The organism is Nostoc sp. UCD121, from assembly GCF_014222285.1.
In the GTDB taxonomy this organism is placed as follows: Bacteria; Cyanobacteriota; Cyanobacteriia; order Cyanobacteriales; family Nostocaceae; genus Nostoc.
In genome coordinates this window covers 1-13,853 of the sequence record NZ_JACKZS010000201.1, presented here as the reverse complement: position 1 = coordinate 13,853, position 13,853 = coordinate 1, and the positions used below count along the sequence as shown (strand labels likewise).

13 protein-coding genes and 2 pseudogenes are annotated in these 13,853 nt (G+C 40.0%); 7 read left to right on the top strand and 8 right to left on the bottom strand.

Annotation, left to right across the window (positions count from 1 at the left end; all coding sequences use genetic code 11):
- Positions 1-83 precede the first annotated feature (83 nt).
- Positions 84-2,443, bottom strand: a pseudogene (locus GNF10_RS29165) (transglycosylase domain-containing protein).
- A gap of 256 nt (positions 2,444-2,699) precedes the next feature.
- Here GNF10_RS29165 and folK point away from each other — a divergent pair.
- The 4 genes from folK to GNF10_RS29145 all read left to right on the top strand — a co-directional run bounded on the left by folK (position 2,700) and on the right by GNF10_RS29145 (position 5,962).
- Positions 2,700-3,215, top strand: coding sequence for a 2-amino-4-hydroxy-6-hydroxymethyldihydropteridine diphosphokinase (folK, locus tag GNF10_RS29160; protein ID WP_185581374.1), 516 nt, complete (start codon positions 2,700-2,702; stop codon positions 3,213-3,215).
- 68 nt (positions 3,216-3,283) lie between these two features.
- A complete protein-coding gene (locus GNF10_RS29155) occupies positions 3,284-3,832 on the top strand; it encodes an NUDIX hydrolase (protein WP_185581375.1) in 549 nt (182 codons plus the stop codon).
- A 7-nt stretch (positions 3,833-3,839) separates the two neighbouring features.
- Positions 3,840-4,685: an ADP-ribosylglycohydrolase family protein gene (locus tag GNF10_RS29150; protein ID WP_185581376.1), complete on the top strand. Its 846-nt coding sequence runs from the start codon at positions 3,840-3,842 to the stop codon at positions 4,683-4,685.
- A 473-nt stretch (positions 4,686-5,158) separates the two neighbouring features.
- On the top strand, positions 5,159-5,962 hold the full coding sequence (locus tag GNF10_RS29145; protein WP_185581377.1) for a prohibitin family protein: 804 nt from the start codon (positions 5,159-5,161) through the stop codon (positions 5,960-5,962).
- Between the two features lie 108 nt (positions 5,963-6,070).
- Here the strand turns inward: GNF10_RS29145 and GNF10_RS29140 are convergent, their stop codons facing one another.
- A complete protein-coding gene (locus tag GNF10_RS29140) occupies positions 6,071-6,532 on the bottom strand; it encodes a hypothetical protein (RefSeq protein ID WP_185581378.1) in 462 nt (153 codons plus the stop codon).
- Positions 6,533-6,908: 376 nt separating this feature from the next.
- Here GNF10_RS29140 and GNF10_RS29135 point away from each other — a divergent pair, with 376 nt between their 5' ends.
- On the top strand, positions 6,909-7,181 hold the full coding sequence (locus GNF10_RS29135; RefSeq protein ID WP_260446346.1) for a hypothetical protein: 273 nt from the start codon (positions 6,909-6,911) through the stop codon (positions 7,179-7,181).
- Positions 7,182-7,371: 190 nt separating this feature from the next.
- Here the strand turns inward: GNF10_RS29135 and GNF10_RS29130 are convergent, their stop codons facing one another.
- On the bottom strand, positions 7,372-8,130 hold the full coding sequence (locus tag GNF10_RS29130; protein ID WP_185581921.1) for a phosphatase PAP2 family protein: 759 nt from the start codon (positions 8,128-8,130) through the stop codon (positions 7,372-7,374).
- Positions 8,131-8,166: 36 nt separating this feature from the next.
- Entirely contained in the window at positions 8,167-9,411 is a 1,245-nt protein-coding gene (locus GNF10_RS29125) for a hypothetical protein (RefSeq protein ID WP_185593195.1), read from the bottom strand.
- Between the two features lie 195 nt (positions 9,412-9,606).
- Here GNF10_RS29125 and GNF10_RS29120 point away from each other — a divergent pair, with 195 nt between their 5' ends.
- Positions 9,607-9,828: a hypothetical protein gene (locus tag GNF10_RS29120; RefSeq protein WP_185580537.1), complete on the top strand. Its 222-nt coding sequence runs from the start codon at positions 9,607-9,609 to the stop codon at positions 9,826-9,828.
- A 275-nt stretch (positions 9,829-10,103) separates the two neighbouring features.
- Here the strand turns inward: GNF10_RS29120 and GNF10_RS29115 are convergent, their stop codons facing one another.
- The 4 genes from GNF10_RS29115 to GNF10_RS29100 form a co-directional block, all read right to left on the bottom strand.
- Positions 10,104-10,838 carry a redoxin family protein gene (locus tag GNF10_RS29115; RefSeq protein ID WP_185580538.1) on the bottom strand — a complete coding sequence of 245 codons (735 nt, stop codon included), beginning with the start codon at positions 10,836-10,838 and terminating at the stop codon, positions 10,104-10,106.
- Positions 10,839-10,914: 76 nt separating this feature from the next.
- Complete coding sequence (locus GNF10_RS29110; RefSeq protein ID WP_185580539.1) at positions 10,915-11,844, bottom strand: alpha/beta fold hydrolase; 930 nt, start codon at positions 11,842-11,844, stop codon at positions 10,915-10,917.
- A gap of 21 nt (positions 11,845-11,865) precedes the next feature.
- Positions 11,866-12,687 carry an SDR family oxidoreductase gene (locus GNF10_RS29105; protein WP_185580540.1) on the bottom strand — a complete coding sequence of 274 codons (822 nt, stop codon included), beginning with the start codon at positions 12,685-12,687 and terminating at the stop codon, positions 11,866-11,868.
- Between the two features lie 133 nt (positions 12,688-12,820).
- Positions 12,821-13,306: a glutathione peroxidase gene (locus GNF10_RS29100; protein ID WP_185580541.1), complete on the bottom strand. Its 486-nt coding sequence runs from the start codon at positions 13,304-13,306 to the stop codon at positions 12,821-12,823.
- A 415-nt stretch (positions 13,307-13,721) separates the two neighbouring features.
- Between GNF10_RS29100 and GNF10_RS29095 the strand changes: the two are divergent.
- Positions 13,722-13,832, top strand: a pseudogene (locus GNF10_RS29095) (methylthioribulose 1-phosphate dehydratase); the annotation flags it as partial.
- Positions 13,833-13,853 lie beyond the last annotated feature (21 nt).

Here is a 13,853-nt window from a genome sequence, read left to right as displayed (position 1 = left end):
GGGCAGGAGGCAGGAGGCAGAGGAGAAAGACTCCTTGTTACTTCCCCAATTCCCAATTCCCAATGCCCAATTCCCACTCATCATTAATTAGAAGGTCTAAGTCTCTCGCGCCAGGATGGTTGTGGCGATGAAGAACCGGAATTATTGTCGGGAGAGGAAGATCGGCGAGTTCTGGGAGGCGGGGGAGAATCAGATTCTACTCTTCTAGAGCGCCGCCGGGGAGTAGATGATTCTGAAGAAGAGTTACTAGAATTTGATTCTTCGCTGCGATCGCGTCTTCTCCGTCTTGGGGTATAGTTTGACTGCTGTTCTTCTTGAGAATAGCTCCTTCTCCTACGTCTCCTTGATGAACCACTCTCCTCAGAATTTCTAGCACTTTCTCCTTCTGAGTCACCATTAGATGAAATAGAACGATTCAGCACTTGTTTGGGCTTGATGGATTGGGCTTTGATTGTACCTTTGCGACCTTCTAACTTTGGCCGTTTAGGAAACTTTTCGACAGGCATCCCCTCTGCCGCTTTTTCCATAAATTCGTGCCAGGTGTAAGCGGCGCTGCCACTGCTGCCATAAGTGGGGCGGTTATCATCATTACCTAGCCATACCCCTGTCACCATCTGGGGAATGTAGCCAATAAACCACAAATCGCGGGCTTCATCGGAAGTACCTGTTTTGCCGGCTACTGGTCTATTACCTAATTGGGCAGCAGCACCAGTCCCCTCTTCTACAACGTTACGTAGCATCCAAGTCATGATGGCGGCACTGTCAGCGTCAAGGGCGCGTTTAGATTTGAAATTAGCTGACCAGATTACCTTACCTTGGCGGTTGAGGATGCGGGTAATACCATGAGGTTCTGTGTGCAATCCCTGAGTTGCAAAACTGCCATAAGCGCTGGTCAACTCTAGCAGATTGACTTCATTTGAGCCGAGAGCCAAGGAGTAGGTGGGCTTGAGTTCAGATTTTATCCCCATATCATGGGCAAGTTTAATCGTCGGCGTAAATCCGACATCAATCAACACCTTCACCGCAATAATATTAATAGAGCGTGTGAGAGCATCTCGGATATTCATTGAACCCCGAAATCTTTCACTATAGTTTTTCGGTTCGTAGCCGTCTACTACAAAGGGTGCATCCTCGTAGCTATCGTAGGGGCTTTTACCGCTAGCGATCGCAGTGGCATATACAAACCCTTTAAATGTCGATCCTGGCTGCCGTTGTGCCTGGGTAACTCGATTAAACTGGTTTTTACCAAAGTCTTTTCCCCCAACCATTGCCTTAATTTCACCGCTTCGGGGGTCAATGGCAACCATTGCTGCTTGTTTGAAGTTCTCCCAGCGTCCTTGATTTCGCAGCGTTTTGGCAACCGCCTCTTCTGCCACTTTCTGCCAAGTCGGATTCAGCGTAGTTTCCACTACTAATCCCTCACTTGCCAGCACTTTAGCAGGAACATACTTCGGCAATTCTTTTTGGATGTAGCTGGTAAAGTATGGTGATTCTACTTGTACTCGCTTGGGTAAACTGCTTTTGAGTGTTAATGACTCCTGAAGGGCTGCTTGCCTTTGCTCTGGTGTAATAACTCCATCCTCTTGCATCCGTTGCAATACCAGATTTCTTCGCCGGATTGCCGCATCGGGATTCTTGTCTGGGGCGTATAAGCTAGGAGCAGGGGCTAATCCAGCGATCGTTGCCATTTCTGCAAGAGTAAGCTGGTCTGGCGATTTACTAAAGTATACCCAGGCGGCATCTGCCACACCATAAGCTCCACCTCCCAAATAAACCAGATTCAGGTAACGCTCTAGAATCTGATCTTTGGTTAATTCATGCTCCATTTTTTGCGCTAGGCGGACTTCCTTGAGTTTGCGCCAGATTGTCTGTTCTTGTTTTAAAAAGAGAATCCGCGTTAACTGTTGGGTGATGGTGCTACCACCTTCTACCACACCTTGCGATCGCAAATTATTCAAACCCGCCCTGACAATTCCTTGTGGATCAACTCCGTTGTGTTGCCTAAATCTTCTATCTTCTGAAGCGATGAAAGCTTTTTTTAAATTATCTGGTATTTGTTCCAGTTTTAACTGTTCTCTAGTTGCTTCACCTTGTTGTTGTAATATAGTTCCATCAGCAGCTTTGATGGTCAGTGTTTGCTCTCTCAGCACGGCGTTTAACTCGGCCTGATCTGGCAAAGTGCGGTCTATTAGACTGATGCCATAGATCAAGGCAACTATCCCACCACCTACACCCAAGCCTGCCCAAAACCATAACCGACGATAGAGTGGTTTACCGCCAGTTGCCTGATTGGTCTTCATCCTAGATGGTAAAATTTTCATTTGCTCAGTAACTGCCTCGCCTGCGCCAGATGTGCTGGTGGTAAGCTCTCATTTGTTCCTCCTTGTTCAGAGTCACTCAAATTAGTTGGTCTTCGCTTGAACCAGGAGGTAAGCTTCCCCACGTCAGTTCCTCGCTCAAAGTAGTAACTATATAACCGCCATCAATCAACTTTGGGGTTAGTTCAACACCATTGTGTTAGTATAATATCCTATAAATAATTAACTAAATTCACCATAGAATAATGTTTTTGATATTTGATTAATTTAGTTTTGTAAAAACCTGTAATTTTTATACCTCAAAATATTGGCATTTCTGGAACAGGTATACCAAAGTATTGGCAGAGACAGCCCAAAAAAAGCTTTCTTAAGGAGAGCGCGATGCCCACGGTGAACTACGCTGAAGTTGAACCAAGAAGAAGCGCCGTTGCCCTTGGTAGTAATATCGGCGATTCCCAGACAATTTTAGAAGCAGCTATCAAAAGTTTAGCCCAAACCCCAGGTATTCTCTTAGAAGCTAAATCTAGGTGGTACAAAACTAAAGCTGTGGGGCCACCACAGCCAGATTATCTAAATGGCTGTGTGACATTGCAGGTAGAGATGCTACCCCAGCATTTATTAGAAATTTTGTTAGGAATTGAACAACAATTTGCGCGTGTGCGTCAAGAACGGTGGGGGCCACGAACTCTAGATTTAGATTTGTTATTATTTGATGACTTTATTGTAGATACACCAAATCTCCAGATTCCCCACCCAAGAATGCGGGATCGGGCCTTTGTGTTAGTACCACTGGCAGAAATTGCCCCCGATTGGATAGAACCAGTATCCGGGTGTGTTATTAAAGAACTGCTGAAAGAGGTAGACTGTTCTGATGTACATTTATCGATGGGCAATTAAAATTACCATCTTTAAACACAGAAAAGGCTGATATTACCTCTGTACTTAACAGATAATCAGATTTTACTATGCCATTAGGTAGAGAATTACCACAACTGCTAAAACAACGCTTGTTTTATAAAGGACGCAAGTTTGATTTTGAAGTCAATCGCTTGCGTTTGCCTAATAAAGCGGAGGGAGAATGGGAATGTGTTCGTCACCCTGGTGGTGCTTTAGCAGTGCCTGTGACACCAGAGGGAAAACTTGTGCTGGTGCGCCAATATCGTTTTGCTATTCAGGGACGGATATTAGAATTTCCGGCAGGAACTTTGGAAGCAAATGAAGAACCTTTAGAGACAATACAGCGCGAAATTGAAGAAGAAACAGGCTATAGTGCCCAAAAATGGGATAAATTAGGCGAATTTTTCCTAGCGCCTGGTTATTCTGATGAGATTATCTATGCTTTTCTGGCGCGAGATTTGGAAAAGCTAGAGACACCACCAGCACAAGATGGAGACGAGGATATCGAAACTGTGTTTTTGACTCCCGAAGAATTAGAGAAAGCTATTCAAGAAGGAGAGGCGGTAGATGCTAAATCAATTTCTAGCTTTTTTCTGGCGCGTCCGTTTTTAATTTAATACCCTTATGCTGCTAGAGTTAGCAATTGCAGATGCCTACGGTGCAGGCTTTGAATATGCTGATGAGATGATCGTTAACAACGATTTGAGTCGATACGTCGAACATCCCCGTTTTCGACTCATTCCTGGCAGCTATACCGATGACACCCAGATGAGCATTGCCATTGCGGAAGTGATTGTTGCTCAAGCACCATGGACACCAGAAGTTTTAGCCGATAGCTTTGTTAGAGCTTTTAAACGCGATGAGAGAGAAGGTTATTCTCGAAATTTCTACCATTTTCTGCTAGAAATTCAGAATGGAGAAGAATTTTTAACCAAAATTAACCCTGATAGTGACAAAAGCGGGGGTGCAATGCGTGCAGCACCCATTGGCATCTATCCAACACCAGAAAAAGTCATTGAGGCAGCAACAATTCAAGCGGCAATTACCCACAATACACCCGATGGAATCAATGCTGCTGTTGCCGCTGCTCTGATGTCGCATTATTTTATCTACCGACTGGGAGCAAAACGCAAATTAGGAGAGTTTCTCCAAGGTTATGTATCTGGGGAATGGGCTAAACCTTGGGAAGGTAAAGTGAAGTCTAAAGGTTGGATGAGTGTCAGAGCCGCGATTACTGCCGTGATGCGAAATGACAGGATGAGCGAACTTTTACAAGATTGTATCGCTTTTACAGGAGACGTGGATACAGTAGCTGCGATCGCTTTAGCTGCTGGTTCTTGTAGCGAAGAAATTACACAAGACATTCCCAATCATCTTGTCACAAGCTTAGAGAATGGAACTTACGGTAGAGATTACCTCATCGACTTGGATAAGCAATTGATGAGTTTGGCAAACAAAAATATTAGCTAAATGTAATAAGCATTGCGTCTCCATCCATTTCTAGTAAAGATGCTGTCGCGTATAGCCTTTAAAAATTGTCATTGCTGTTTGCGTTGCTTCCTGTCAAATTTCCTCTATGACTATATTCTCCATCCTTGGGGAAGCATTTGGGCAAATTTCCTAATTTTTAAGATTGTTAGCCAAACTTACCTTTTCAAATACTACGGTTTTTCGATATCATTACAGTGATTTAGGTAAAAATAAAGCTACACTAGCCTTCACTATCTCCAAGTTTGGGTAGTAAAGTACACATTGGCTGCTTACCTATATACCTGTATGTTTAAAACATTAACCCATCATTGAGGAATTTACTACTTATTTTTCACATTGTCTAGAGTGATATGAAAATTGACTTAGAGCCAAAGTTATAAGAGCATAACGGCAAGAAGCTTACAACTCCTAAATATGTGTCTCTGTGCCAGACGCATACATGTTTCACACAGATGATAAAAAATAAAACTTTTAACAGTGCAGGTAAACTGACTGCTCTTTTGTTCCTGATAACTCTCTTTCTTACGCCTTGTGTAATTGTAAATGCAGGAGAACGCGGTGTATTAATGAAATTTGGCGAAGTGCAAAACCAGATATTAGGAGAAGGACTTCACTTAATTATTCCTGTAGTCAATACTGTGAAAAAGTTGAGTATTCGAGTCCAAAAACAGGAAATTTCGACTGAAGCTTCTTCCAAGGATTTACAAAATGTTTTTGCCGATGTCGCTCTCAATTGGCATATTATTCCCCAGGAAGCAAATGTCATTTTTCAAGAAATTGGAGATGAACAAGCTGTAGTCATGGGGATTATTAACCCAGCCGTTGAAGAAATATTAAAAGCAGTAATAGCAAAGTATACTGCTGAAGAAATTATTACTAAGCGAGGAGAAGTTAAAGGTGCAGTAGATGATGCGTTGTCTACACGGCTGGGTAACTATCACGTTGCAGTGGATGATATTTCTCTAGTTCATGTCCATTTTTCTGAACGATTTGGTGAGGCGGTGGAGGCGAAGCAGATTGCGGAACAAGAAGCAAAACGAGCAGAGTTTATCGCACTCAGAGCAACAAAAGAGGCTGAAGCAAAGGTTAATTTAGCTAAAGGAGAGGCTGAAGCACATAGATTATTACGTGATGGTTTAACTCCAGAAATCCTACAAAGGCAAGCAATAGAAAAATGGAATGGTAAGCTACCATTAATCGTAAGTAAGGAGGCTCCAAAACTATTAAATTTAAGTGAATTTTTAAAATTTGATTAAAATTGAATCTTATTGTGTAATTATTTGCTCTCTACTTAGAGGATCAGACCCCCGGCTTCTTCAAGAAGTCGGGGATCTTTTTGTTCTATAGAAACGCGATCGACTAAGTTAACCGTTGGCAAATAAAATGGGAGAATCGAGAATCCTCAACTGGATTAATAGTATAATCAAGAGGGTATAAGCTGTTGAAGAAATTAGACCCGTGAATAATTCTTTTTTGAGGTTATGCTCTTGAGGTTCTTTTTGAAAAATATCCTTAGAACCGAATTGCATCAAGAGAATTCCCACAATATTAGAGAGCCAATATCCTATAATTGAACAAGGTAGAAGTAATTTTGGGGAAAGTAAACTACATATATACCCAAAACCATAAGCTATTGGCAGATTGAATAATAGGTCATTCCACCAACATAATGGTGACAATAAATATCCTAGTACCAAAAAAAATCCACCTCTGAGTTTTTTGAAAATGTCTTTTTTGAACTCTTCGGGAGTTGATTGTTGCAAATCCTCTAGGGCTTTGTCTCCTGTTACATTTAACTCTTGACTGACGTTTTGGACGCTTTCCATAAAAACCCACTATTCCTATCGGCTTAGTGTATTATAGTATGTAAACTAAACCCAAGTCTAGTACAGGAGTGAGAGTAATTTGGCTTTCTGATGCTGAAAGTTTTACAAATAAATCGTTTCAGCAAAATAATAAAACCTAAAATTTCCGTTTAACTCAGATGTAAACTAATTTTTATTACTGCACATATAGCAGTCCTAAATCATGCGTGAGAATTTGAGATAATTGTAAAACCCTTGCCATCTCCCCCATACTTTGAGGGAAGACGTTAGGGGGAGGGGAAATTTTCTTACAAATTATTTAGGATCCTTATAGGCAGTCCGCAAATTTAGACTAATAATAGCTACAATAAAAATATTGAGGCATCTTAATAGTGATATGACAGATATAACTCCAAATAGCACATTTTTAATAGCAGGAATTCTTTTTGTAACGATTGCTGTAATCGGGCAGTCTAAATTAGGTTTTATTGAAATTAATCCCGGTTGTTTTGGTAGACTTTTGGCTCTTTTTATCGGAATTTCAAGCCTATTATATGCTTTGGGATTACTCAATTTTTCAGGCGAAACCCTTGACCTATTCAGAACTTCTTTAACAGAACAAATTAAACAGAGTATAAGTTCAATCAATGAGCTTTTACAAGGCTCATAATAAATGGGGGAAATTTATTTAAGGATGTATTTAAATACCTTTTAGTTAAAAGTTTGTCTGGAAAAGGTTTAGATATAGTTTAGGCAGTCATTAATTTACTCTAGCTATTAAAAAGGGGGAAAGCGTAATGACATTCTCCCTTTTTAATAGGTATTTAAGAGGATATCAAAGTCTTTAAGCAGATATAATATCACTCCTCATTTATCAACTTTTCTTCTTCAGGGAGTAAGGTGGTTTCATTCTTGGGGAGTTCGCTATCTACGGATTTGACTTTAGTTATATACGGTTTGATAATTATACTGACACCAATTGTCCAACCTAATGTAACCATCCAACCTGCGAGAATGTCACTAGGAAAATGTACCCCTAGATAGAGACGACACCAGGCAATAGCTATTATGTATAAGCTCCCGAAGCTGAAAACCAACCAGCGCCAAGAGCTAGCCCAAGTTAAGGATAGCAAAATTGCTACCAGAGTTATACTCGTCATAGCATGACCACTAGGAAATGCAAAACTAGACTCAGGTGCAATGGACTGCCACAATTGTGGACGCACTCGATGCATTAATTCCTTGGCTGTGCGGTTGATAATCACACTTCCCAGTGAGACGGTAAGCAAATAAGCTAGCGATCGCCAGCGTTTTTGTAGTAGTAATATAAGTGCGATCGCACCCAAAATCGGTATCGCCATCCAAGGCAACCCAATGATAGCCAGCGTCACTGCTAAAACATCAAACTGTGGGTTTGCTGTAGAATGAACTGCTAACAAAATAGGCACATCCCACGGGAAGCCTGCTTGATTCTCCCATATCTTCACTGTCAGAATTTCAAAGACCTGCAAAGGTAAATAAACTCCGATCAACAGGAGTAAGAGCGATCGCCAACGAGCAATCAACAGATTTTTGAGAAAAGAAAGCGGTGACTGACTCTCCTTATTGGCTTTTTCCATAATCTAAGTTAAAAATACCGATTAACTACTCACTGATTACAAATTACTGGTGGAATTTTGAGAAGTTCCACAATGGTTACAGTACGACAAATGTTTATAAGTAAGATTATGACAGTTTTGGCATTCAACGTACTGATAATAGCCACAGTGCGGACAGTAATTATCAATCTGTCGAATTTTCTTAGCGCAATTGACACAGCGTGATTTTTGGACTCTATTAGCTGCCTGAACTTTAGTATTAAAGACAACTTTTTGAAAAAACTGGATAATTCCAAAACCAATAATTGGAATCAGCAAAATATAAGCATAATTTATCAGGAAAACTAACCCACCAAAAAGGGTACTAATGATATTAAAGAAAAATTGAAATATTGCACCTACTTGCAGAAATTCAAATACTTTAACAATTAGTGGAATAAAAAATATAACTAGCAAATGCCAGCTAATTAGCGATACAAGTCCATATCCTCTTCTCTGAGCAAATTTGTTAACTGATAAGGCAATGATAATTAGAGGTAATAGAAAAAGTGACTGAAAACCAAGTTGTATACTGGGATACCAAAATGATGCCTGTTGATAACCTTTATCAACTTCCCGAAATTGATTGTCATCTTTAAGAAAGGCGACAAAACTAATGCTTTCTGGTTTGGCAAGCAATTCATTTTTAAGGGTAGAAATTTCTTGTTTAAGAAGAGAAATTTGGCGATTATTTTGTTCTAATGTCTGTTTAGCTTTTTCAGCACTAACTTGATTAATTGATTGTTGACGACCCTGACCTGCAATTTTTTCTAAGAGCGTTGAGTCATATTGGGCTTTGATAGTGCTATTGGCTTGTGCAAGGGAACTGATTTTCGCTTGTTTCTGATCAATAGTTCTGATGATTTGCTGCTTTTCAGGATTGTTAAGTTTATCCTTGTAGCTGGCATATTGCAAACACGTTTGAGAAACCTTACCCAGATGTCCTGCTTCAGCCTGTTGATAGTTTTTCTGGAAACTGAGTTGATTATTCTGGTAATCTGGCAATGAAAGTCTCACAATTTCATAGTCTTTATCTTTAGTGGTTTTTGCCCGGTAATTTTGCCACTCTGAATAACATGGATAAGCCTCGGTCGGACTGATATGCCATCTGCTAATATCATCTAGTCCCGTAAAAACATTCATCAAGATAAAAATATCAATTAAAATAATCACAATCAAACTCACTTTATTCAGTGGTTCGTTGTTGATTGTTCTTGATTTGCTAAAAAATTGACTCAAAATTCGGCGGATTCTGGCAAGCATATTAGTTGTGAATAAATAGAAATTCAATTCGAGTCAATTTTATATGAGAAGTAGTAATTAACTGGACAAAAATACATCTATTCATCTGAAGATTTGTTAATTGATAATTTTCACGAAATATCCAAAAATTCACCGAGGCTATTTAGATAAATATTTTACAGAATATAAGATGGTCAATACTTAATTTTAATAAGTATGGGATTGATTGCAGTACTTCTGATTGTCGGCTTATCACTTGCCTTAATGAAACTGTGGTCATCTCAACCACGGAACAAGGTTTCTAAGCCATACTTCAGTGACCCGAAAAACAGAAAACTGCAAAAACGTTTACTTGTTTTACTTAACGGTGATGCGACAACAGCCGAACGACTACTCAAACAGCAGCGCCAGAGGCATCAGAGTCAATCGGATAAATAGTATTTGGAGAAAGTGATTTATGACTTGGAACGCGATCGCCGTTACTAAACCTCATCTATATTGAAACCTAGAGTTTTTTAAAAGATATATTTATGTAGGTTGGGTGGAGTGAAACGCAACCCAACATTACCACCAAATTTTATGTTGGGTTACGCTAAAGCTACACCCAACCTACAAACTACGGTTCTCAAGGTAGACGAGGTTTAAACCTAAAAACAGAAGACCAATCTTTGAATCCCTTATAGGGACGCACATCTGTACGCCCCTATTGAAAACTATTTAGCAGCGAAGTAGGCTTCTAATGCCTCAGAACCACCAATTAATTTACCATCGATAAAGACTTGGGGAACTGTTGTCGCCCCTGTAACAGCTCGTAATGAGCGTGTGGTGACATCCTTACCCAAAGTAATTTCTTCGTAGTTAATGCCATGTTCCTTGAGCATTGCTTTCGCACGGGCACAGAAGGGACAACCCACTTTCGCAAACAGAGAAACTACTTCGGGCTTTACTGCTTGGGGGTTGATGTATCTAAGCATTGTTTCAGCATCGGATACCTTAAAGGGATCTCCTGGCTCGTCTGGCTCAATAAACATTTGGTTAATGACACCATCTCTTACCAGCATTGAGTAGCGCCACGATCGCTTACCAAAACCCAAGTCTGATTTATCTACCAGCATTCCCATGCCTTCAGTAAATTCACCATTACCATCGGGAATTAGCGTAATATTTTCTGCTTCTTGATCCTTTGACCATTCGTTCATCACAAAGGCATCATTAACAGAAATACAAATAATGTCATCGACACCATTTTCTTTGAAAATTCCAGCCAACTCATTGTAACCAGGAAGATGAGTGGATGAACAAGTCGGAGTATAAGCACCTGGTAAGGAGAAGACAACCACTGTTTTATTAGCAAACAATTGATCGGTTGTCACATCCACCCACTGGTTATCTTTACGAGTATGAAAAGTTACACTAGGAACTCTTTGTCCTCGGCGATTCGTTACCATGTTCTTGCTTCCTGAAGTAATCAATTCCAGTCATAACCTAGCATGGGAGGACTATTATAATGTAACTATCAATCAGCTAAGAGGCTTCTTTGATGAATGGTGCGATCGCTGCTACAAATTCAGCAGTGGATTCATAAGGCAAAACATTACGCCCATTTATTTTTATACCTCTACTTTGAGGAAAACAGGCGAGGTAGTTAGCCAAGCGATCGTCTGGCGTTTCTTTTCTATTATTTTGGCTAATACTCGATGCAGTCTCCCCAACAACCGCTAATGTTGATTGCTGAATCGAGGCAATAAAATTAGTATAATCCTGTCGCCAAAACCCTGCTAAAAAAGAAAACACTGCATGGCGACTAGCAGGATTTTCTGCACCTGCAACTAATGTATTCAACCACTCGGCATCTACAGCACTCTCAGAAGCAAATAGTTGGCGAGTTGAGAAAGAACGTAAAAACTTAGGAGTGCGTGCATAGCGATAAAAAGGAATCCCAAAAGGGGAATCTAACACATTCCAAATAAATTTTTGCTGCCATTCTGGTGGTTTATTTGTCATCAAAGCCCACGTTGGAGGCCCAGCAAGTACAAGCTTGGAAATTAAGTTTGATTCCTTTTGAACTAATGCGACCGCAACTGGTAATAATGCTCCTTGTACAACTACAATTACAGGTTGACGTACTACTGTTTGTAAAAAGTACTGTAACTGTTCTGCCCAATCACTAGGAGTATAAGCCAGATGAGGCATATCACTCTCACCACATCCTAGTAAATCAGGGTTGTAAATGGTATTACGCTGACCTGAATTATACCATTCACGACAAAATCGCTGCCAAAATTTCCGTGACAATCCGACACCAATAGGATGAATCAACAGTAAGGGAATACCCTCAGATGTTGTGTTAGTTGGTTGATGAATTTCGTAGGCACAACGATAATTCTGCCAAGTGTAAAACTGGCTAGGAGATGCTGTAAAATTAGTTATATTAGTCACAGCAGATGGTTGCATAATTCCTAGTTATAATACTTGCTAAAAAATCATCTGTGGATGAATTAACTGGTATCCAGCCTCTTTCAGCTTTTCATTCGACACCCAAGCATTATATGGGCGAGTACTCTTGATAGAAGTATCCCATATAACTTTGGGTAAATTATGTTTTTCAAATAGGCTATCTAGCAAGTCTCGGCTGGTAAGATGTGCATCATCGACTAGATTATAAATCCCTTGCAAACGACGGTGACGGGCAAATTCTATCGCAGCAACAATATCATCCAGATGAATCCAATTTGTGATATCCTCGCCACCGGGACGGTTTGTACCAGAATATCTACTAAATATTTTCAAAAGTTCTCTACCGGGGCCATATATTCCTCCTAAGCGGAAGAGACAAACGCGGAGATTTTCGCTAGATGCTGATAGCAAAATATCCTCTGTTTTACGGAGAATTTGGGCATTTAAATTAGCGGGTGCAAGTGGTGTCTCCTCATCTACCCATACACCATTTCTATCACCATATACAGCATAACTACCTGTATATATTAATTGTTTTACACTCTGAATCTGCTGCAAGCATGAAACTAAGTTTTGGGCAGTTTGTAGATAAGTTTCTTCATAAAATTCTGCACCTTTTGCACCAACACTCAAAAGTACAACATCTTGATTGTGCAAAACTGATTTTAGACTATCTAGGTCATTTCCGCAAGTAACGACAACTCTTTGCGATACTGATTGTAGTTTAGAGACACGCTCAGAAGAAGTTGTGGTTGCACTGACAAAAAAATTCATTGTTTGCTGCCAATATTGAGCAACTTGATAACCAACATAACCACAACCAATAATTGCAACATTCATGACAAATTAAACACAAATAAATTAAACTACTAGTTGAGACACTATTCTCAAATTAAGGAACTGGGCGTAAATAAATTTAACCGTCCAGAGCTAACAGTCAAGAGTACAAAAATTTTGACTCATTGACTAATGGCTATTTTGCTAGTTCTTTTTCAATTATGGCAATTATTTCGGGTGAATTGGGTTGCACACTACTATTAAATCTAGCTATCACTTCACCTTGTTTATTAACTAAAAATTTTTCAAAGTTCCAAGCAATAGTTCCTGTTGGCTCAACGGCTTTGGTAAGTCGCTCATAAAGTGGATGCTGTTGTGAGCCTTTTGCATGGACTTTATCGAATAGTTCAAAGGTAACACCATATTTACTTGTGCAGAATTGCACAATTTCTTCATTGCTTCCTGGTTCCTGCGCTCCAAAATCGTTACAGGGGAACCCCAAAATCTTTAATCCTGCTTCGCCATACTTCTGGTTCAACTTTTCTAACCCGTCGTATTGAGAAGTATAACCGCAGTAGGAAGCCACATTTACAATTAAGAGTACCTTCCCGGTATACTCGTTTAATTGCTTATCCTTGCCGTTGATCGTCTTAACTGCAATGTCCGAAATTGTGTTGTTCATCTTGAATCTGAATTTATAGGGAATATTGCCAAGTCTCCCATATTACAGGTACTGTAAACCCTCTTTTTTAAGGAAATTAGGTTTGTTAGCCTTGTTTCCTGCTACGGTTCTATTTAATTCAGGCTATAAGCTTATATGGGAGTTTCGATAGATGTTTCCTCATTTGGTGGTTAATGAGCAAGGCTATGTCTAACGACAACCCAGAAGGTGGAGAGTCTTTGAGCAACTAGCACACCCAATCAATTAAAATAGCGATCGCCGTGAATTTACCTGAGTGATAAATCTTCTGTAAATAGCTCTACCAATCCAATATCTCAGGATGGGCTTGGAAATCTGCGTTGCTTTTAATACAAATATTTTCGCAGGGATGAATTATGAATTATGTTAACCTTCGTGTTGAGTTTATCTCTACAACCGTCACTTTTATCAACAAAATTGGATGGTCAAGCCTGCGGGCAACTTATCGCTTATCTTACCAGATAATAGCTTCTGGATTACACCCAGTATTCGGTTGAAAGTAAAATTACTGTTCTTCAACGTATAAAGT

What these genes read in the sequence shown, in the direction of transcription:
- folK (WP_185581374.1), top strand. Translation starts at nt 2,700, where the DNA reads ATGCCCACGGTGAACTACGCTGAAGTTGAACCAAGAAGAAGCGCCGTT.
- GNF10_RS29155 (WP_185581375.1), top strand. Translation starts at nt 3,284, where the DNA reads ATGCCATTAGGTAGAGAATTACCACAACTGCTAAAACAACGCTTGTTT.
- GNF10_RS29150 (WP_185581376.1), top strand. Translation starts at nt 3,840, where the DNA reads ATGCTGCTAGAGTTAGCAATTGCAGATGCCTACGGTGCAGGCTTTGAA.
- GNF10_RS29145 (WP_185581377.1), top strand. Translation starts at nt 5,159, where the DNA reads ATGATAAAAAATAAAACTTTTAACAGTGCAGGTAAACTGACTGCTCTT.
- GNF10_RS29140 (WP_185581378.1), bottom strand. Translation starts at nt 6,532, where the DNA reads ATGGAAAGCGTCCAAAACGTCAGTCAAGAGTTAAATGTAACAGGAGAC.
- GNF10_RS29135 (WP_260446346.1), top strand. Translation starts at nt 6,909, where the DNA reads ATGACAGATATAACTCCAAATAGCACATTTTTAATAGCAGGAATTCTT.
- GNF10_RS29130 (WP_185581921.1), bottom strand. Translation starts at nt 8,130, where the DNA reads ATGGAAAAAGCCAATAAGGAGAGTCAGTCACCGCTTTCTTTTCTCAAA.
- GNF10_RS29125 (WP_185593195.1), bottom strand. Translation starts at nt 9,411, where the DNA reads ATGCTTGCCAGAATCCGCCGAATTTTGAGTCAATTTTTTAGCAAATCA.
- GNF10_RS29120 (WP_185580537.1), top strand. Translation starts at nt 9,607, where the DNA reads ATGGGATTGATTGCAGTACTTCTGATTGTCGGCTTATCACTTGCCTTA.
- GNF10_RS29115 (WP_185580538.1), bottom strand. Translation starts at nt 10,838, where the DNA reads ATGGTAACGAATCGCCGAGGACAAAGAGTTCCTAGTGTAACTTTTCAT.
- GNF10_RS29110 (WP_185580539.1), bottom strand. Translation starts at nt 11,844, where the DNA reads ATGCAACCATCTGCTGTGACTAATATAACTAATTTTACAGCATCTCCT.
- GNF10_RS29105 (WP_185580540.1), bottom strand. Translation starts at nt 12,687, where the DNA reads ATGAATGTTGCAATTATTGGTTGTGGTTATGTTGGTTATCAAGTTGCT.
- GNF10_RS29100 (WP_185580541.1), bottom strand. Translation starts at nt 13,306, where the DNA reads ATGAACAACACAATTTCGGACATTGCAGTTAAGACGATCAACGGCAAG.